At 65.1% G+C, this 17,114-nt stretch carries 20 protein-coding genes and 2 tRNA genes; 14 read left to right on the top strand and 8 right to left on the bottom strand.

The window, feature by feature from the left end:
• The first annotated feature begins 99 nt into the window (after positions 1-99).
• From JWM94_RS04315 to JWM94_RS04305, 3 genes are all read left to right on the top strand, one after another.
• Positions 100-176 (top strand) — tRNA-His (locus JWM94_RS04315).
• Positions 177-197: 21 nt separating this feature from the next.
• Positions 198-1,247, top strand: a complete 1,050-nt coding sequence (locus JWM94_RS04310) for a Glu/Leu/Phe/Val dehydrogenase dimerization domain-containing protein (RefSeq protein ID WP_299422244.1) — start codon at positions 198-200, stop codon at positions 1,245-1,247.
• Positions 1,248-1,436: 189 nt separating this feature from the next.
• Positions 1,437-2,069, top strand: coding sequence for a hypothetical protein (locus tag JWM94_RS04305; RefSeq protein WP_299422242.1), 633 nt, complete (start codon positions 1,437-1,439; stop codon positions 2,067-2,069).
• Here the strand turns inward: JWM94_RS04305 and ald are convergent.
• Positions 2,066-3,172, bottom strand: a complete 1,107-nt coding sequence (gene ald / locus JWM94_RS04300; RefSeq protein ID WP_299422240.1) for an alanine dehydrogenase — start codon at positions 3,170-3,172, stop codon at positions 2,066-2,068. The genes JWM94_RS04305 and ald overlap by 4 nt on opposite strands.
• A 123-nt stretch (positions 3,173-3,295) precedes the next feature.
• On the opposite strand from ald, the gene JWM94_RS04295 reads away from it, so the two are divergent.
• The 4 genes from JWM94_RS04295 to JWM94_RS04280 all read left to right on the top strand — a co-directional run bounded on the left by JWM94_RS04295 (position 3,296) and on the right by JWM94_RS04280 (position 6,408).
• Positions 3,296-3,739, top strand: a complete 444-nt coding sequence (locus JWM94_RS04295; RefSeq protein WP_299422237.1) for an Lrp/AsnC family transcriptional regulator — start codon at positions 3,296-3,298, stop codon at positions 3,737-3,739.
• A gap of 154 nt (positions 3,740-3,893) precedes the next feature.
• Positions 3,894-5,783 carry a potassium transporter Kup gene (locus JWM94_RS04290; RefSeq protein ID WP_299422250.1) on the top strand — a complete coding sequence of 630 codons (1,890 nt, stop codon included), beginning with the start codon at positions 3,894-3,896 and terminating at the stop codon, positions 5,781-5,783.
• Positions 5,780-6,286, top strand: a complete 507-nt coding sequence (locus JWM94_RS04285) for a 2'-5' RNA ligase family protein (protein WP_299422234.1) — start codon at positions 5,780-5,782, stop codon at positions 6,284-6,286. Before JWM94_RS04290 ends, JWM94_RS04285 begins: the two co-directional genes overlap by 4 nt.
• 45 nt (positions 6,287-6,331) lie before the next feature.
• Positions 6,332-6,408 (top strand) — tRNA-Met (locus JWM94_RS04280).
• A 24-nt stretch (positions 6,409-6,432) separates the two neighbouring features.
• On the opposite strand, the gene JWM94_RS04275 is transcribed toward JWM94_RS04280, so the two are convergent.
• Complete coding sequence (locus JWM94_RS04275) at positions 6,433-7,305, bottom strand: CoA ester lyase (protein ID WP_299422232.1); 873 nt, start codon at positions 7,303-7,305, stop codon at positions 6,433-6,435.
• A gap of 63 nt (positions 7,306-7,368) precedes the next feature.
• On the opposite strand from JWM94_RS04275, the gene JWM94_RS04270 reads away from it, so the two are divergent.
• Both JWM94_RS04270 and JWM94_RS04265 read left to right on the top strand, forming a co-directional pair.
• Positions 7,369-8,565 carry an acetyl-CoA C-acyltransferase gene (locus JWM94_RS04270; RefSeq protein WP_299422230.1) on the top strand — a complete coding sequence of 399 codons (1,197 nt, stop codon included), beginning with the start codon at positions 7,369-7,371 and terminating at the stop codon, positions 8,563-8,565.
• Between the two features lie 108 nt (positions 8,566-8,673).
• Entirely contained in the window at positions 8,674-8,835 is a 162-nt protein-coding gene (locus JWM94_RS04265) for a hypothetical protein (protein ID WP_299422227.1), read from the top strand.
• Between the two features lie 19 nt (positions 8,836-8,854).
• Here JWM94_RS04265 and JWM94_RS04260 read toward each other — a convergent pair whose 3' ends face one another.
• Positions 8,855-10,144, bottom strand: coding sequence for an MFS transporter (locus JWM94_RS04260; protein ID WP_299422225.1), 1,290 nt, complete (start codon positions 10,142-10,144; stop codon positions 8,855-8,857).
• A gap of 139 nt (positions 10,145-10,283) precedes the next feature.
• On the opposite strand from JWM94_RS04260, the gene pgsA reads away from it, so the two are divergent.
• From pgsA to JWM94_RS04245, 3 genes are read left to right on the top strand one after another with little or no spacing between them, the layout of a single operon-like run.
• Positions 10,284-10,835 carry a CDP-diacylglycerol--glycerol-3-phosphate 3-phosphatidyltransferase gene (pgsA, locus tag JWM94_RS04255; RefSeq protein ID WP_299422222.1) on the top strand — a complete coding sequence of 184 codons (552 nt, stop codon included), beginning with the start codon at positions 10,284-10,286 and terminating at the stop codon, positions 10,833-10,835.
• Positions 10,832-11,083 (top strand): molybdopterin converting factor subunit 1, encoded by a 252-nt coding sequence (moaD, locus tag JWM94_RS04250; protein ID WP_299422220.1) that lies wholly within the window; start codon positions 10,832-10,834, stop codon positions 11,081-11,083. The genes pgsA and moaD overlap by 4 nt, the downstream gene beginning before the upstream one ends.
• Positions 11,080-11,520 carry a molybdenum cofactor biosynthesis protein MoaE gene (locus JWM94_RS04245; RefSeq protein ID WP_299422217.1) on the top strand — a complete coding sequence of 147 codons (441 nt, stop codon included), beginning with the start codon at positions 11,080-11,082 and terminating at the stop codon, positions 11,518-11,520. Before moaD ends, JWM94_RS04245 begins: the two co-directional genes overlap by 4 nt.
• A 100-nt stretch (positions 11,521-11,620) precedes the next feature.
• On the opposite strand, the gene JWM94_RS04240 is transcribed toward JWM94_RS04245, so the two are convergent.
• Both JWM94_RS04240 and JWM94_RS04235 read right to left on the bottom strand, forming a co-directional pair.
• Positions 11,621-12,520, bottom strand: coding sequence for a hydrogen peroxide-inducible genes activator (locus JWM94_RS04240; RefSeq protein WP_299422215.1), 900 nt, complete (start codon positions 12,518-12,520; stop codon positions 11,621-11,623).
• Between the two features lie 45 nt (positions 12,521-12,565).
• Complete coding sequence (locus tag JWM94_RS04235; RefSeq protein WP_299422212.1) at positions 12,566-13,336, bottom strand: sulfite exporter TauE/SafE family protein; 771 nt, start codon at positions 13,334-13,336, stop codon at positions 12,566-12,568.
• Between the two features lie 157 nt (positions 13,337-13,493).
• Between JWM94_RS04235 and epsC the strand changes: the two genes are divergently transcribed.
• Together epsC and JWM94_RS04225 are read left to right on the top strand one after the other, a co-directional pair.
• On the top strand, positions 13,494-14,168 hold the full coding sequence (epsC, locus tag JWM94_RS04230) for a serine O-acetyltransferase EpsC (RefSeq protein WP_299422210.1): 675 nt from the start codon (positions 13,494-13,496) through the stop codon (positions 14,166-14,168).
• Positions 14,168-14,512 (top strand): DUF2794 domain-containing protein, encoded by a 345-nt coding sequence (locus JWM94_RS04225; RefSeq protein WP_299422247.1) that lies wholly within the window; start codon positions 14,168-14,170, stop codon positions 14,510-14,512. The genes epsC and JWM94_RS04225 overlap by 1 nt, the downstream gene beginning before the upstream one ends.
• A gap of 172 nt (positions 14,513-14,684) precedes the next feature.
• Here the strand turns inward: JWM94_RS04225 and JWM94_RS04220 are convergent, their stop codons facing one another.
• The 3 genes from JWM94_RS04220 to JWM94_RS04210 form a co-directional block, all read right to left on the bottom strand.
• Positions 14,685-15,716 (bottom strand): hypothetical protein, encoded by a 1,032-nt coding sequence (locus tag JWM94_RS04220; protein ID WP_299422208.1) that lies wholly within the window; start codon positions 15,714-15,716, stop codon positions 14,685-14,687.
• A 77-nt stretch (positions 15,717-15,793) separates the two neighbouring features.
• Positions 15,794-16,693 carry an SDR family NAD(P)-dependent oxidoreductase gene (locus tag JWM94_RS04215; RefSeq protein WP_299422205.1) on the bottom strand — a complete coding sequence of 300 codons (900 nt, stop codon included), beginning with the start codon at positions 16,691-16,693 and terminating at the stop codon, positions 15,794-15,796.
• Positions 16,694-16,825: 132 nt separating this feature from the next.
• Positions 16,826-17,114, bottom strand: a 289-nt coding sequence (locus JWM94_RS04210; protein WP_299422203.1) for a hypothetical protein, incomplete at its 5' end; no start/stop codon positions are given.

The raw sequence follows: 17,114 nt of genomic DNA, 5'->3' as shown, positions 1-17,114 counted from the left end.
TTCAGGCAAGTGGGCGCCGGTTACAGCCTTACGGTGGCGGGAAACTTCTGACGGCCTTGACCATGCTACCCGCCGCCCGCTAGGGGCCACGGCTTCGCGGCGATCGTAGTTCAATTGGTTAGAGCGTCGGCTTGTGATGCCGGATGTTGCGGGTTCAAGTCCCGTCGGTCGCCCCATTTTTCCTAAAAGGCGTTCCCGTGACCAACTGGGGTTTCCCTGATTTCGACGACCATGAAGGCGTCCATCTGTTCACCGATCCGGCGTCGGGTCTGCAGGCAGTGATCGCGGTCCATTCGACCACATTGGGACCGGCGGCGGGGGGCGTGCGTTTCTGGCATTATGCCGACAGCGATCGCGCGATCACCGACGCGCTGCGGCTGTCGCGCGGCATGAGCTACAAGAATGCGATGGCCGGGCTGCCGCTCGGTGGCGGCAAGGGCGTGGTGCTCGCGGCGAAGCCCGGCGATATGATCTCCGACGCACAGCTCGAAGCGTTCGGCCGCGCGGTCGAATCGCTCGGCGGGCGGTATGTGACGGCCGAGGATGTCGGCATGTCCGAAGCCAGCATGAAGATCATTGCGACCAAGACTCGCCACGTCTCGGGCCTGCCAGTCGCGGCGGGCGGGGCGGGGGGCGATCCCGGGCCGTACACCGCGAGCGGTGTGTATCAAGGCGTCAAGGCGGCGGCGCAGCGCGCGCTCGGCGTTGAGACGATGGCCGGCGTGCACGTCGCGATCCAGGGCGTCGGCAGCGTCGGCGGCGGGCTGGCCAAGCTGCTGGCGAAGGACGGTGCGAAGCTAACGCTTGCCGACGTCAACGCCGACCGCGCCAAGGCGCTGGCGGCCGAACTCGGCGCGGATACCGTTTCGACCGACGACATCCTGACCGTCGCCGCCGACGTGGTCAGCCCGAACGCGCTTGGTGCGATCCTGACCGAGACGTCGATCGCCGCGCTCAATACCAAGGTCATCGCCGGCGGCGCGAACAACCAGCTCGAAACAAAGGCGGACGGTGCGCGGCTTCATGCCAGCGGCATCCTCTATGCCCCCGATTACGTGATCAACGCGGGCGGGATCATCAACGTGGGCCTCGAATATCTCGGCCAGGGCGATCAAGCCGAAGTCGAGGCGCGGATCGCCCGCATCCCCGAACGGCTGGTCGAAGTGTGGGACGAAAGCGACCGCACCAGCGCGCCGGCATCGGACGTGGCGGACGCGATCGCGCGGCGGCTGATCGGGCGCGGCTGAGGCCGTGCATTGGCGGGAAGGTGACGAAGGGCCGCGTAAACGACCTGCGGTCCTAACGTCGCAAAAGTCTCACCCCTACGCGCGCGAGCAATAGTTCGCGTTCGCGCGAAGGCCGCAAAAACGGATCGACGATGAGAAAGAGCAGTCCGCGGCGTTGACACACGAAATCCTACATTGGAAGCATGACCGATGGGCTGGATCATCCTCGCGACGCTTGGGGCGACAGCGGCGGCATTGCTCGCCCTGCTGCGTGTTCCGAAATTGCTGTGGTCGATGGTCGGATCGGCGCTGATGCTCGGTGCCGCCGGTTATGCCCGGCAGGGCGAACCGGCACTGAGCGGGCATCCGGTCAAGGCGGACGCGGTCAAGTTGCCGGTCGATCCGGGCTACATACAGATGCGCGACGCGATGTTCGGGCGGTTTGGCGGCGAATCGATCTATTTCGGTATTTCAGACCGGGAGCTCGACGCCGGCGACACGCAATTGGCGGCGGACGTGGTGATCGGCGCGGTGCGATACGCGCCGAAGAACGTCGCGTTCTGGACCGAACTCGGTAATGTCGCCGCGCTCCACGATCACGGGTTCGTTTCGCCGACATCGTTATTCGCCTATAATCAGGCGATGCGGCTGGCGCCCGACCATCCCGGGCCGCCCTTTTTTCTCGGCTGGGCCTATCTGCGCGACGGACAGCCGGCGGCGGCGCGGCCCTATTGGGCGCGCGCGCTGGCGCTTGCGCCGCCGCAGTCGGAGTATCGTGACGCCATCGCCAAGCGATTGGCCTTGCTCGATGCGTATCTCGCTCAGCCCGGCGGGGCGCGTTAAGCGGTCCACGCCTCGAACGGCAAATCGAGATCGTCGGCGACCGCCTTGAATGCGATCTTGCCCTTGTAGACGTTGAGACCCGCGGCGAGGTGCGGATCGGCCTTCATCGCGGCTTCGGCACCCATATTGGCGAGCCGCAACGCAAACGGCAGTGTGGCGTTGTTCAGTGCGAAGGCTGAGGTGCGGGCGACCGCGCCGGGCATGTTGGCGACGCAATAGTGGATGACGCCATCGATCACGAACACCGGGTCTTCGTGGGTGGTCGCATGGCTGGTCTCGAAACAGCCGCCCTGGTCGATCGCGATATCGACCAGCACCGATCCGCGCTGCATCGTCTTGATCATGTCGCGCGTGACCAGCTTGGGAGCCGCTGCACCGGGGACCAGTACCGCGCCGATCACCAGGTTGGCATGCTTGACGGCTTCGGCGATCGCCGCCTTCGACGCGAATTCGGTCTTGATCTGCGACGAGAAGAACATGTCGAGTTCGGCGAGGCGGTCGTTCGAAATGTCGTAGATCGTCACGTCGGCGCGCATGCCGACCGCCATTTGCGCCGCGTTGACGCCCGAAATGCCGCCGCCGAGGATCGCGACCTTGGCCGGGGCGACGCCGGGGACACCGCCGAGCAGCACGCCGCGGCCGCCCTGTTCTTTCTCGAGATAATGCGCGCCGACCTGGACCGACATGCGGCCGGCGACTTCGGACATCGGCTTGAGCAGCGGGAGGCCGCCCTTGCGGTCAGTCACGGTCTCGTACGCGATGCAGGTCGCACCCGACTTCATGAGTCCTTCGGCCTGCGGCTTGTCGGCGGCAAGGTGGAGATAGGTGAAAAGAAGGTGATGCGGCTTGAGCATCGCGATTTCGACCTGCTGCGGCTCCTTGACCTTCACGATCATCTCGGCCTGGTCGAACACGTCGGCTGCCGTGGGGACGATCCGCGCACCGGCGTCAGTATAAGCGCTGTCCTCGAGATCGATGCCGTTGCCCGCCTTGGTCTCGACGATCACTTCGTGGCCGGCATGGACCAGTTCGGCGACCGAGGCGGGGGTCAGACCGACGCGGTATTCGTGGTTCTTGATTTCCTTGGGGACGCCGACTCGCATTTCGCTCTCCTATTCCGTTAGAGCGGGAATACAGCCAGACGGGCGGGAGAAGGTCGCAAAATTATCCGCAGTAAGTTATTGAAGTGGGATACTGTCGCGCAAATATTCGGTTTGTGAGGAAAAATGCTCGATCATCTCGACCGGAGGATACTCGGCCAGCTCGTGGCCAATTCCGACCTGACCAGCGCCGAACTTGGCGAGAAGGTCGGATTGTCGGCCAGCGCCGCGCATCGCCGCGTCGGGCAATTGCGCGACCGCGGGCTGATCGCGGGGTTCCGCGCGGTGCTGTCGCGCGAGGCGCGGGGCAATCCCAGCGTGGTGATGGTCAACGTCACATTGCGCGACCAGCGCCAGGAAACGATGGCCGAATTCGAGGCCGAAATCCTCGATGTGCCCGAGATTCGCGATTGCTTCCTGATGAGCGGCGAGGCCGATTACATGCTCCATGTCGAGGTCAAGCGCGACGACAGTTTCGAGCGGATCCACCGCGAGACGCTGTCGCGGTTGCCCGGTGTCACGCGGCTCGCCTCGCATTTCGTCATTCGCGAAGTAATTCGCCGACCGTAACGATGCATCCAATGTTCCGTTGCGGGCGTTCTTTCGCAATGCTAGGGGGCCGCCACCGTGAACAGGGGCTATCAACGGTCGTCATGACCAACATTACGTTCGCGTGAGCGAGCCTACCCAACCCGCCGCCACCGAACCGTCCGGACGCGAAGATATCGCGCCCGCCGCGCACGCGCATGGGCACGGTAAGGACGGCATCATCAAACTCGCGGTCGGCGCGATCGGCATCGTGTTCGGCGATATCGGCACCAGCCCGCTCTACGCGTTTCGCGAGACGTTCAACGGTCATCACAAGCTGAGCCTCGACCATGCGCACATCATGGGCGTCACCAGCCTGATGTTCTGGTCGATGATGATCGTCGTGACGGTCAAATACGTCGCGATCATCATGCGCGCCGACAACAAGGGCGAGGGCGGCAGCCTGGCGCTGCTCGCGCTGATTTCGGGGCGGACCAAGACCAAGCGATGGTCCGCCGGGATTATCCTGCTCGGCGTGTTCGCCACATCCTTGTTCTACGGCGACAGCATGATCACGCCCGCGGTGTCGGTCCTGTCGGCGGTCGAGGGGCTCGCGGTGGCGCAGCCGGGCCTGGGGCACCTCGTCCTGCCGATCGTCGCGGCGATCCTGATCTTCCTGTTCGCGATCCAGAAGAACGGTACGGCGCGGGTCGGGCTGTTCTTCGGGCCGATCATGCTGCTCTATTTCGCGGTCATCGCGACGCTTGGCGTGCTCAGCATCTGGCAGACCCCGGGCGTGCTTGCGGCGTTTTCGCCGCATTATGCGGTGGAGTTCTTTCTGGTCGACCCGCGCCGCGCGTTCCTGGCGCTCGGGTCGGTCGTGCTCGCGGTGACGGGGGCGGAGGCGCTCTACGCCGATATGGGGCATTTCGGGCGCAAGCCGATCGGCATTTCGTGGCTGTTCTTCGTACTGCCGGCGTTGATCCTCAACTATATGGGCCAGGCCGCATTGCTCACGCGCGCGGGGAAGGCGGCGCTCGAAAGCCCGTTCTACTTGCTTGCCCCCGAATATCTCCAGCTGCCGCTCGTCATTCTGGCCACCGCGGCGGCGGTGATCGCATCGCAAGCGGTGATCTCCGGCGCGTTTTCGGTCACGCAACAGGCGATCCAGCTCGGCTTCGTGCCGCGCCTCAGGATCGAGCATACCAGCGCGTCGACCGCCGGGCAGATCTACATTCCGTTGATCAACTGGCTGTTGCTGGTGATGGTGCTGATCCTGGTCGCGTTCTTCCGTACTTCGTCCAACCTGACGAGCGCGTATGGCATCGCGGTGACCGGGGCGATGACGATCGACACCTGCCTGCTGGCGGTCGTGCTGTTCCGGTTGTGGAACTGGCCGAAATGGGCGGCGATCCCGTTGCTGGCGGTCCTGTTCCTGGTCGACGGCGCCTATCTGTCGGCCAATCTGACCAAGATCCCCGACGGCGGCTGGTTCCCGTTGCTGGTCGGGGTGATCGTCTTCACGATCCTGACGACCTGGGCGAAGGGCCGCCAGCTGATGATGGCGCGGCTGCGCGAGGCGGCGATGCCGATCAAGGTGTTCATCCAGTCCGCCGCGTCGCATGCCAGCCGCGTGCCCGGGACCGCCGTATTCATGACTTCGTCGCCCGACGGCGTGCCGCACGCGCTGCTCCACAACCTCAAACACAACAAGGTGCTCCACGAACGGATCATCCTGTTGACCGTCAAGATCGCCGACGTGCCCTATCACCCGGTGGGCGAGCGCGTGTATCTCGACCATCTCGGCCACGGCTTCCACCGCGTCGTGCTCAAATACGGCTTCATGGAAGAGCCCGACGTGCCCGCGGCGCTCAACCTGGTCGGCGGGTGCGGCGACAAGTTCAAGATGATGGACACCAGCTTCTTCCTCGCGCGGCAGACGTTGCTCCCGTCGGCCAAGCCGGGGATGGCGCTGTGGCGCGAAAAGCTGTTCGCGTGGATGCTGCGCAATGCCGAAAGCGCGATGGAATTCTTCCGCCTGCCGACCAACCGCGTGGTCGAGCTGGGGAGCCAGGTCGAGATTTGACCGATGCCGCGCCGATCATCGTCACGGCGTTGTTTGGCGGCGAGGATCAGGCGTGGTTCGACCGCCAGCGTGCGGCGCATTTCCCGCCCGAGCGTAACTTCCTCAAGGCGCATCTGACGATGTTTCATCACTTGCCGCCCTCGCTGGAAGGCGAGGTGCGGCAGAGGCTGGGCGAGGCGGCGCGGGCAGGGGCACCGACGGCGCGAATCGCGGGTTTGATGTCGTTGGGAAGGGGTGTCGCCTATCGCATCGACAGTCCAGCGCTCGAGGAAGTTCGCGCCCATCTGGCCGATATCTGGGCCGGCTTGCTGACGCCCCAGGACCAGGCCGGCTGGCGCCCGCACGTCACGATCCAGAACAAGGTGGATCCCGCCGAAGCCCGCACCTTGCTCACCAAGCTCCAAGCCGATTTCCGCCCGCGTCCGCTCGTAGTCGCGGACTATGCCGCCTGGTGGTATCGCGCCGGCCCGTGGGAGCCGCTGTCGCGCCACATGTGCGCTTGACCCGGCGGCGGCGGCGCTCCTATAGGCCCGCTTCCGAAGCGGTTGGGCGGAGTAGCTCAGCTGGTTAGAGCACGGGAATCATAATCCTGGGGTCGGGGGTTCAAGTCCCTCCTCCGCTACCATCGGTAGCTTGCAACCGCTTTTCCTTATCGCCGCATCGCCAGCACCGCGCGCGCGCGCTTCAAATGCGGCATGTCGAGCATCGCGCCGTCGAGCCCGACCGTGCCCGCGCCGGGATTGGCGTCGAACGCCGCGACGATCGCTTCGGCATGGGCGATTTCCTCCGCGCTGGGCGAGAAGGCCGTGTTGATCACCGGGATCTGGTCGGGGTGGATCGCGAGCATCCCGCGAAATCCGGCGCGGCGGGCAGTGCGCGCGACCGAGTCGAGGCCGTCCAGGTCGCGGAAGTCGCCGTGGATCGTCTCGATCGCCGTTACGCCGGCGGCGGCTGCGCCGGTCAGCGTCAGCGCGCGAAACATCTGGTATGGGAAGTCGTATGCGCCATTCTCGTCGCGATTGCCGGTCGCGCCTAGCGCGGTCGCGCTGTCCTCCGCCCCCCAGCTCAACGCCGCGAGACGTGGGCAGCCGGCATAGTTGCCGAGGTCGAAGATGCCCGCCGCGGTCTCGGTCGCGAGCACCAGCACCGCGATCTCGCCGACCGGTAGTCCGGCGGCGGTTTCCAGCGCGGTCAGGTAGTTGTCGAGCCGGTCGGCGTCGGCGCGAGTCGCCTTTGGCAGCATGACGCCATCGGGCCGTGACTCTACGATTGCCGCCAGATCGGGCAGCGCGTGGGGGCTGTCGAGCGGGTTGATCCGCACCCAATGCGGCTGACGGCGGTGCGCGGTCTTCAGGTGCTGCGCGACCGCGATCCGTGCCTCCGCCTTGGCGTTGTCGGCGACGGCATCCTCGAGGTCGATAATGACGAGATCGGCGGCGCTAAGCCCGGCTTTTTCGAGCTTGCGCGGCGAGTCGCCGGGGGCGAACAACAACGAGCGGGCGGCGAGCGGTGCGATGGTCATGGCCGCATTCTGGCGGAGCGGTGCGGCGCGCGCTAGTGTCCTCGGCAACAAGGGAGAGCCTCCATGCGCGAAGCCGTTATCGTTTCCACCGCCCGGACGGGCATCGGCAAGGCCGGGCGCGGCTATTTCAACGCGACCGAAGCGCCGGTGATCGGCGCACACGTGATGAACGCGGCGGTCGAGCGGGCGGGGATCGACCCGGCGCGGATCGACGACGTCTTCTATGGCGCGGGCAACGAATGGGGGACGCAGGGGTACAACGTTGCGCGCAACACGATCTTCGCCGCCGGGCTGCCGACCAGCGTGCCGGCGTTCACGCTCGACCGGAAGTGCGGGTCAGGGGTGACCGCGATCGCGCTCGCGGCACGCGGGATCATGTGCGACGAGCTCGACGTCGCGCTGGCGGGCGGGATGGAATCGATCACGCTGACGATGAAGCAGGCGGGGAAACCGTATCAGAACGCCTCGGTGATCGCGAAGAAGCCCTACGCTTATATGCCGATGATCGAGACCGCCGAAGTGGTCGCCGAACGCTACAGTATAAGCCGCGAGGCGCAGGACGAGTTCGCCGCGATGAGCCAGCAACGCGCGTTTGACGGATTGCAAAAGGGTGCGTTTGCCGAGGAGATCGCGCCGATCACGGTCGAGAAGGCGAATTTCGACAAAGAAGGCAACCAGATCGGCACCGAAGCGGTCACTGTCACGCAGGACGAGGGTATTCGCGGCGGGACGACCGCGGAAATCCTGTCCGGGCTGCGCACGGTTTTCAAGGACGGCCTCGTCATCAAGGAAGGTAAGTCGATTACCGCGGGCAATGCGTCGCAGCTGTCCGACGGGGCGGCGGCGCAGATCCTGATGGAGCGCAAGACGGCCGAGGCCGAGGGCAAGGAGATCCTCGGCATCTATCGTGGGTTCCAGGTCGCCGGCTGCGAGCCCGATGAGATGGGGATCGGCCCGGTGTTCGCGATCCCCAAGCTACTCAAGCGCGCGGGGCTGAGCATCGGCGATATCGGCCTGTGGGAGATCAACGAAGCGTTCGCGTCGCAATGCCTCTATTGCCGCGATAAACTCGGGATCGACGCTGCCAAGCTCAACGTCAACGGCGGTGCAATCGCGGTCGGGCACCCGTTCGGGATGACCGGCTCGCGGCTGGTCGGCCACGCGCTGATCGAGGGCCGCAAGCGCGGGGTGCAATATGTCGTCGTCTCGATGTGCACCGCGGGAGGCATGGGCGCGGCGGGGCTGTTCGAGATACCGTGATGTGATCTCGCGGCCTGGCCGGCTGTACAGCACCCGTCCCGAAAGCGGACGGCGGTTAACCGTTCTTTGTGCTGGCCGGAATCGTAAACGGCGCGTTAACTGCTGCCTATGTCACGCAGTTTCGCACGTCGCCCGCGCGGGCCCAGCCATTCCTTCCGCCAACGTATCGCGGTGCGCACCGATGCCGCGCGCAACGAGGATAGCGAGCTCAAGCTCTTCGTGCTGAGCTTCACCGCGTTCTTCGTCTGTATCTACACACTGATCTTCTGACGTCTCGCGGTGCGCCTGCTCAATCGCAGGCTTTGTGAAGCTTCCACGCCAGCCACGCCGATACCGGGCACATCGCCGCGACCAGATAGAGCATGTGGGCCGACCCGACGCCCCAATGCGTCAGCAGCGACACTGCGACAGAGCCCACCGCCATCGCGCCTGAATTGACCACATTGTTCGCCGCGACCGTCCGCGCGGTCTCGTCCTTGTGCACCGTCGTCGTCAGGAAGGCGTAGAGCGGCACGACGAACATCCCGCCGAACACGGCGATCCCGATCAACGCCGCGATGGCGAGCCAGGCATAGGGGATCGCGATGAATTCCAGTGTGCCGTAGAGATGTCCCGCCGGCGCGGCCGGCCACATCTGGCACAGCACCGAGAACAGGATGACGAACGCGCCCATGATCAGCACCGTGATCGGGCCGTATTTGGCCGACGTGTGCCCCTTGAGCAGCGAGTTGATCGCCACCGACCCCACCGCAATGCCGACCGAGAACAAGGCCGTCAGCAACGTCGCGACGTGCTTGTCGGCGGTCAGCACGTTCTTGGCGAGCGGAGTGAAGATCACGATCAGGACGATCCCCATCGTCCAGAAAAAACTGATCGCGCAAATCGCCAGGAACAGCCGCGGGATATGCATCGTGCCCGAAATCAGCCGCCACGACGACGTAAACGGGTTGTAGTTGATCTTGAGCTTTGGTCCCTGACGCGGCGCGGGTGGGACTTGGCGCGCGGCCAGCCAACCGATCCCGGCAACGACGAGCGTCCCGATCACCGCATGTTCGACCTTCATGAAGCCGGCCAGCACGGTGCCGAGCAGGATCGCGATATAGGTCGCCGATTCGACCAGTCCGGTGCCGCCCAGCACCTCGTCTTCCTTCAGATGCTGCGGCAGGATCGCGTATTTGATCGGCCCGAAAAAGGTCGAGTGCACGCCGAGCGCGAAGATCGTGGCGAGCATCAGCACCATGCCGATATTGGTGTGCCCCGCCTTGGCCAGCAACAGCCCCGCCCCGCCGACGACCATGATGGCGATCTCAGCGGTTTTGACGATGCGGATGATCCGCGTCTTGTCGAACGCGTCGGCCAATTGTCCGGCGAGCGCGGACAGCAGCACGAACGCGATAATGCTGAGCGCGCTCGCCAGGCCGTTGAAGCTCTGTTCCTGCGCCGGGTCGTTGTAGATCTGGTAGACGACGACCAGCACCATCGCCTGTTTGAACAGATTGTCGTTGAAGGCGCCGAGGAACTGCGTGACGAACAGCGGCAGGAAACGGCGCTCCTTCATGAGACCGAGCGCGTTCAGCATGGAATGTGTGGTGCCCCGTTGGCCGTCATGAAGCGCGGCTCTTAGCCCAGCGCGAACACCCGCGACAATCGCTGTTTCGTAAACCGGGTTTGCCCGTCGGCACTTTTCGCGCCGGGCCAGGGAGGCTAGGACCGGGAAAATGTGGACGCTTCCCAACATCCTGACCTTGTCGCGCATCGTCGGCGTGCCGGTCCTCGTCGCGTGTTTGTGGTGGCCGGGATGGCCGGCGGGCTATGCGGTGGCGTTCGTGCTCTACTCGCTGATCGCGCTGACCGACTACCTCGACGGTTATCTGGCGCGCGCGCAGGGCACGGTGTCGAAGCTCGGCATCTTCCTCGACCCAATCGCCGACAAGATCATGGTCGCCGCAGTCGTGCTGATGCTGGTCGCGACGCGCGATATCGGTGGATGGCATTTGATCGCGGCGATGATCATCCTGCTGCGCGAGATCATGGTGTCGGGTTTGCGCGAGTTCCTCGGCGGCATCCAGGTGTCGGTGCCGGTCTCGCAACTCGCCAAGTGGAAGACGACATTGCAACTGGTGGCGTTGGGCGCGCTGATCCTCGCCGGCGCGCTGCCGTATTGGTCGTGGGTGCATACCGTCGGGCTGGCGTCGCTCTGGGGTGCGGCGATCCTGACGTGCATCACCGGCTGGGATTATCTGCGCTTCGGCCTGAAGCACATGGATTGAGCGTGGACGTGCTTTACTTCGCCTGGGTTCGTGAAGGCATCGGCAAGGGGCAGGAGCGGGTCGAACCGCCCGCCGAAGTGGTTACCGTCGCCGACTTGATCGGCTGGCTGGCCGAGCGGCCCGGATACGATGTGCTCACCGACACTGCGAAGCTTCGCGTCGCGGTCGATCAGGTGTTCGTGCCGCTCGACACGCAATTGGGTGCAGCGCGCGAGGTGGCGATCTTTCCTCCGGTAACGGGCGGATGATCCGCGTCCTGGTCAGCGAAGCGCCGGTGGATATTGCCGCCGAATTGGGAGCGCTTGAAACGGCGGGCGGTGGCGCGGTCGCGACCTTCACCGGGCTGGTCCGCGCAGACGACGGGGTCGGCGAATTACTACTCGAACATTATCCCGGCGCGACCGAAGCTGCGCTGGAGAAATTGGCGGCGGATGCGGTCGCTCGCTGGAAGCTGACCGGGGCGACGATCGTCCACCGCGTCGGCGCGATGAAGCCGGGCGAGCGAATCGTGTTCGTCGGCGCTTCCGCACCGCATCGCTCGGCGGCGCAGGAGGCGTGCGCGTTCCTCATCGACCGGCTGAAGACCGATGCACCGTTCTGGAAGCGGGAGAGGCGCGGAGATGCGATGGCTTGGGTCGGGGAACGAGCCAGCGATCACGATGCGGCGGAGAGATGGAATAACTAGCCGTCACCCCGGCCTTGTGCCGGGGTCCGCCGCGCAACAATGACGGCCATTGGGTGAGGAAACGCAGACCCCGGCACAAGGCCGGGGTGACGAAAAGAGGTCAGATGGCCGCCCTCAGCACGTCGGCCAACAAGTTGAAGTCGCGTTCCCGCGGACTCGCCCGCCGCCACACCAACGCGATGGTCCGAGTCGCGTGCTCCGACGCCAGCGGCCGCGCGGACACTCGCGTATGCTCCAATATCCCCGCCGCGATCGCCATTTCGGGCAGCATCGTCACGCCTAGGCCATTGTCGACCATCTGAACGATGGTATGCAGCGACGTCCCCAGCATCATCGCCCGCGCGCCGAGTTCGGGGCGGTTGCACGCCGCCAGCGCGTGATCCTTCAGGCAATGCCCGTCCTCAAGCAGCAGCAGCCGAGTCTCGTCGATATCGTCGGCTGCGATCGTCGCGGGCGGAACGGGCAGATCGCCGTCGGGAAAGGTGACGAACAGGCGGTCTTCGAACAACGGCGCGGTCGAAACTTCGCCACAGGCATAAGGCAGCGCCAGCAGCACGCAGTCGGTGCGGCCGTTGTGCAGCCCCTCGCACGCTGTCCCGGTCGTCTCTTCGCGCAGGAACAGCTTGAGGTCGGGATAGTCGCGCCGCAGCGCCGGCAGGATGCGCGGCAGCATGAACGGGGCGATCGTCGGAATGACGCTCATCCGCATTTCGCCCGACAAGGGACGCCCGGCCGCGCGCGCCATGTCGGCCAGTTCCTCGGACTCGCGAATCACGCGGCGCGCCTTGTCGGCGATACGGTCGCCCAGCGGCGTGAAGCGGACGACACGGCGCGTGCGCTCGACCAGCACCACGCCGATCAGCGTCTCCAGTTCGCGGATCCCCGCCGACATGGTCGATTGCGTGACGAAGCAAGCCTCCGCCGCGCGGCCGAAATGGCCGTGATCCTTCAGCGCGACGAGGTATTGGAGTTGCTTGAGGGTCGGGAGGTAGGTCGTCATGTGATCGCCTTACGCGATCAGCGGACGTTGATTAAGTGGCTGCGGCTATTTGCTCAGTGCCTGCCAAATCGAAAACGCGCTGGTGATCGTCAGCAGCACGCCGACCATCGCCATTAGCGGTCGCGCCGGTACGCGCTTTGCGAGCACGCCGCCGAGCGGGGCCGCGAGCAATCCGCCGATCAGAATCCCCAGCGTCTGGATCGTAAACGCCGCGAAGCCCAGGCTGGCGATGAACGTGGCCGAGATCGTGGCGGTCAGGAAGAATTCGGATGTGTTGACAGTGCCGATCGTTTCGCGCGGGCTTGATCCCTGGACCAGCAGGTTGCTGGTCACCACCGGCCCCCAACCGCCGCCCCCGGCAGCGTCGAGAAACCCGCCAGCCAAGCCTAGCGGCTCGATGATCCGCGGCGTCTTCGGCTCAACCCGACCGCGGTAGGCGCGATACAGCAGATATAGCCCGGTCGCAGCCAGATATGCCATGACGAACGGACGCGCGACCGAGGCATCAACACTCGACAAGACATAGGCGCCGAGCGCCCCGCCGATCATTCCGGGGATCACAAGCCGGCGAAATAGCCTCCAATTGACGTTCTTGTGCAGGATGTGGCTGGTGCCGGAAGCAGCGGTGGTGAAGGTTTCGACCGCATGGACGCTGGCTGAGGCGAGGGCAGGGGGCATGCCCATGACGCTGACCAGCAAGGTCGAGTTGATCAGCCCGAACGCCATGCCGAGCGCGCCGTCGATCAATTGCGCGGCAAAGCCGATCGCGATGAAGGGCAGGATTGTCTCAATGGCGGCGGCCGACAGGTCGAACAAGGCAAACTCCGGCTCGTTTCGCGCCCAGACATGCCGCGAATCCCGAAATCCGACAACAAAGATAGGGTTTGCGCGATCCAAGCCGCGACAGGCTGGTTCTGGAAATCGGCGATCCGAACGCCTAGATATCGCGCTCAAGGCGTAGGGGACACCGCCAATGGCCGGCCTGAGGGCATATCTCGATTCGATCCGCGCGCGCGATCCCGCGCCGCGCTCGCGCATGGAAATCCTGCTCTATCCGGGAGTATGGGCGGTCGCCTATCACCGGGTGGCGCACAGCTTGTACCGCGCGCGGCTGTTCTTCTTCGCGCGCTGGGTGAATCATATCGCGCGGTTCTTTACCGCGATCGATATCCATCCGGGCGCGGTAATCGGGAAGAACTTGTTCATCGACCATGGCTTCACGGTGATCGGCGAAACCGCCGTGATCGGCGACAACGTGACGATCTACCAGTGCGTGACGCTGGGCGGCACCAACCCCGCCGACGGCGTGGCGGGGAAGCGTCACCCGACCATTGCCGATAACGTCATCATCGGGTCGGGCGCGCAGGTGCTGGGGCCGATCACCGTCGCCACCGGTGCGCGGATCGGGGCCAATGCGGTGGTCACCAAGAACGTGCCCGAGGGCGCGGTGATGGTCGGCATTCCGGCGCGTGCGACGATGGTCGAGGGCAAGGGCGAAAAACAGTTCCTCGCTTACGGCACGCCGTGCAGCGAACAGTTCGACCCGCAGACGCAGAAGCTCGAACTGCTGCGCTGTGAGATCGAGACGCTGCGCAAACGCCTCGACGCGCTGCTTGCCGAGCAAGAAGACATGCGCGACCGCGCTTGATGGGAACGGTAACGCCATTCCCGCTGCAAGGCCGCGCGCCGAGCCAGATCGGCTTCGAGCGCCTTGAACTGACGCGCATCCTCGATTTATACGGCCGGATGGTCGCCGCCGGGCATTGGCGCGACTATGCGATCGAATTCAGCCGCGACGCCGCGGTCTTCGCCGCATTCCGCCGTGCTACCGAGCGGCCTGAAATCCGCATCGAGAAACGCCCCGACCTGCGCAACAAGCAGGGGATGTGGGCGCTGGTCAACGAACAGGGCATGGTGTTGAAGCGCGGCCACGAACTTGGCCCGGTGCTGGCGCCGGTCGAGCGGCGGCTGATGAAGCTGATCGAGGACTAGCTTGTCGCCGCGAACCACGCGGCCGCATAAAATGATGCCTCCCCGGCGAAGGCCGGGACCCAGTATCGAGCAGCCCGCAACTGGATCCCGGCCTTCGCCGGGGAGGCGTCAAAAAAAAGCCCGGCAGTCAAAGACCGCCGGGCGAGGGATCGCTCGTGACCAAGCGAAAGAGTTAGGCTGCGACAGGCATCTGCACCGGCGGCAGACGGTCGCCGAGGTCGCCCAGCGTACCGACCACCGCACGGCGCATCGGCTGCCAGAACGCCGACAGCGACAGCAGCGCCGATCCGATCACCAAGGCAGTGAACGCCATCGACAGCTCGACCGCACCCGCCTGGTGGAACAGCGTCGACAGCGCGTAGAGTACATAGGCCAGGCTCGACACGAGCAACGCGCGACGGTCGATCGCCAAGGCGATGATCGCGAACACCACGTACAGCGCCATCACGATCACGGCCTGCACCACGCCGATATCGCCCTCGAACACGCCGAGCATGTGGAACACCGGATGCGCGATCATCGGTGCGGCGGCGAGATGCAGCCAGAACGCCACGTCGCTACGCCGCGTCTGGCGCTTGAGGTCGGTCCCGTCCCACCACATCGCCAGCGCGAAGGTGGCAAGCCCACCGACCAGGACGAGCGGGAAGATCGCCTGCTCGCTGCCGTGGGTGATGGCGAAGAAGATGCCAATTGCGACCGCAACCAGCCCCGCCGCGCCGACCGCGACGGTGATCGGCACCATGAAGCGCTTCCAGTGCAGCCACGTCGCGCCGACGGTCACCATAGCGATCCCCGACCCGACCAGCGCATTGGTGCGGTCGCTCCAATCGGGGTTGAGATCGACCAGTGCGCCTACCATCGTCGCGGCGACTCCGCCGACGAACGCGAGCAGCAGGATGATGCTGGGCAGCGCCATATGGCGGCGGCGCGTGAAATATTCGGCCAGGGTCCACGCCGCGGCCGCGACGGCGGCGCCCGCCAGCGCATGGTTGAACCAGTCGCCGAGCTGCGCGAGTGCCGCGAGCAGCAGCGCGATGGCGATGCCGACGAAAATATCGTTGAACCCGGTCAGCAACCGGAAACTCTCTTCGTCCACCGCGGGCGTCGAGCGCGTGGTGGCGACGTGCTGCCGGAAAGCGTCGGCGGTGGTCAGGGGCAAGACCCCCGCCGCCACCGCGCCCTCCAGATCGCTTTCGCTGTACATGGCAATTCTCTCCTGTTGGAGCACCGCCATAGCATAGGTGAGTTAGTGTAGCAATACACTAACTGTGTAGAAAGCGATTAGCCGGCCATGACCTTTTTCATGATCGACATTCCCTGTTCGCTGCCCGAAGCGGGCACGATTTCGCCGGTGCGGTCGGTGATTTCCGCCCAGTGCGCCGCGACGCCTTCGGGCGAGAGTTCGTCGCCGGCCAGCAGCTTGCCCGCGGTCAGCGTCACGTACGCTGCCTGGAACACGCCCGCGCCCGCACCGACGATCGCGTTGGACGGTGCATCCTCGCTGACCAGGTACAATGCGGCCGGTGCGACCTTGTCGGGCGAAAACGCCTTGAACGCCTCGGCGGGGAACAGGTCCTCGGTCATCCGCGTGCCCGCGGTGGGCGCAATCGTGTTGACCTTGATGTTGTACTTGGCGCCCTCAAGGTAGAGCGTTTTGGTTAGTCCGGCGAGGCCGAGCTTGGCGGCGCCGTAATTGGCCTGGCCGAAATTGCCGAACAGCCCGGTCGATGAGGCCGTCATCAGGATGCGGCCATAGGCCTGCTCGCGCATCGTCTCCCATACCGCCTTGGTAACGTTGGCCGACCCGTTGAGGTGGACATCGACGACGAAGCGGAAATCTTCCGGTTCCATCTTCGCGAAGCTCTTGTCGCGCAGCACGCCGGCGTTGTTGATCAGGATGTGGACGCCGCCCCACGCTTCCTTGGCCTTGGCGACCATCTCGACCATCTGCTGATATTCGGTGACGCTCCCGCCGTTCGACATCGCGGTGCCGCCCGCTGCCTCGATCTCCTCGACGACCTTGAGCGCGGCGTCCGAATGGCCGGTGCCGTCACGCGCGCCGCCCAGATCGTTGACCACGACCTTCGCGCCGCGCTTTGCCAGCGCCAGCGCATATTCGCGCCCCAACCCGCCGCCGGCGCCGGTGACGATCGCTACCTTGTCGTCGAAACGGATGGTCATTAACTCGCTCCCGATTGATCTGGAGCGCTTCCTAAGCGAACCAACTGGCAGCGCAAGCCTGCCATACCGGAAACATGAAAAGGCCGGCCCGATGAGGTCATCGCGCCGGCCAATTCGTTCGCGGCTTGGGGGTTAGCCCGGCTTGCGGGGGGTCGAATGCAGCCGCTCGCCCCGAGCATTCGAGCGCTCGGTGCAATGATCGACGATCGTCTTCGTGCACATCGGGTAATTGCCGTCGGTCGTTGGAGCCGGCGCCGCGTCCGCCATCGGTGCTGGCGGCATCGGCGCAGGCGCGACAGGGTCCGTCGGTGGAGCTACTGCTGCCGGATCGACTGGCGGCGGGGCGGGCGGCATCGGTGCGGTTTGCGGCATCGGAGCAGGTGGCGGCGCGGCCGGCATATCCTGGGCGATAGCGGGCATT

It is taken from the genome of Sphingomonas bacterium (assembly GCF_028289855.1).
Lineage (GTDB): Bacteria > Pseudomonadota > Alphaproteobacteria > Sphingomonadales > Sphingomonadaceae > Sphingomonas.
This window is presented reverse-complemented; position numbering and strand designations above follow the sequence as displayed.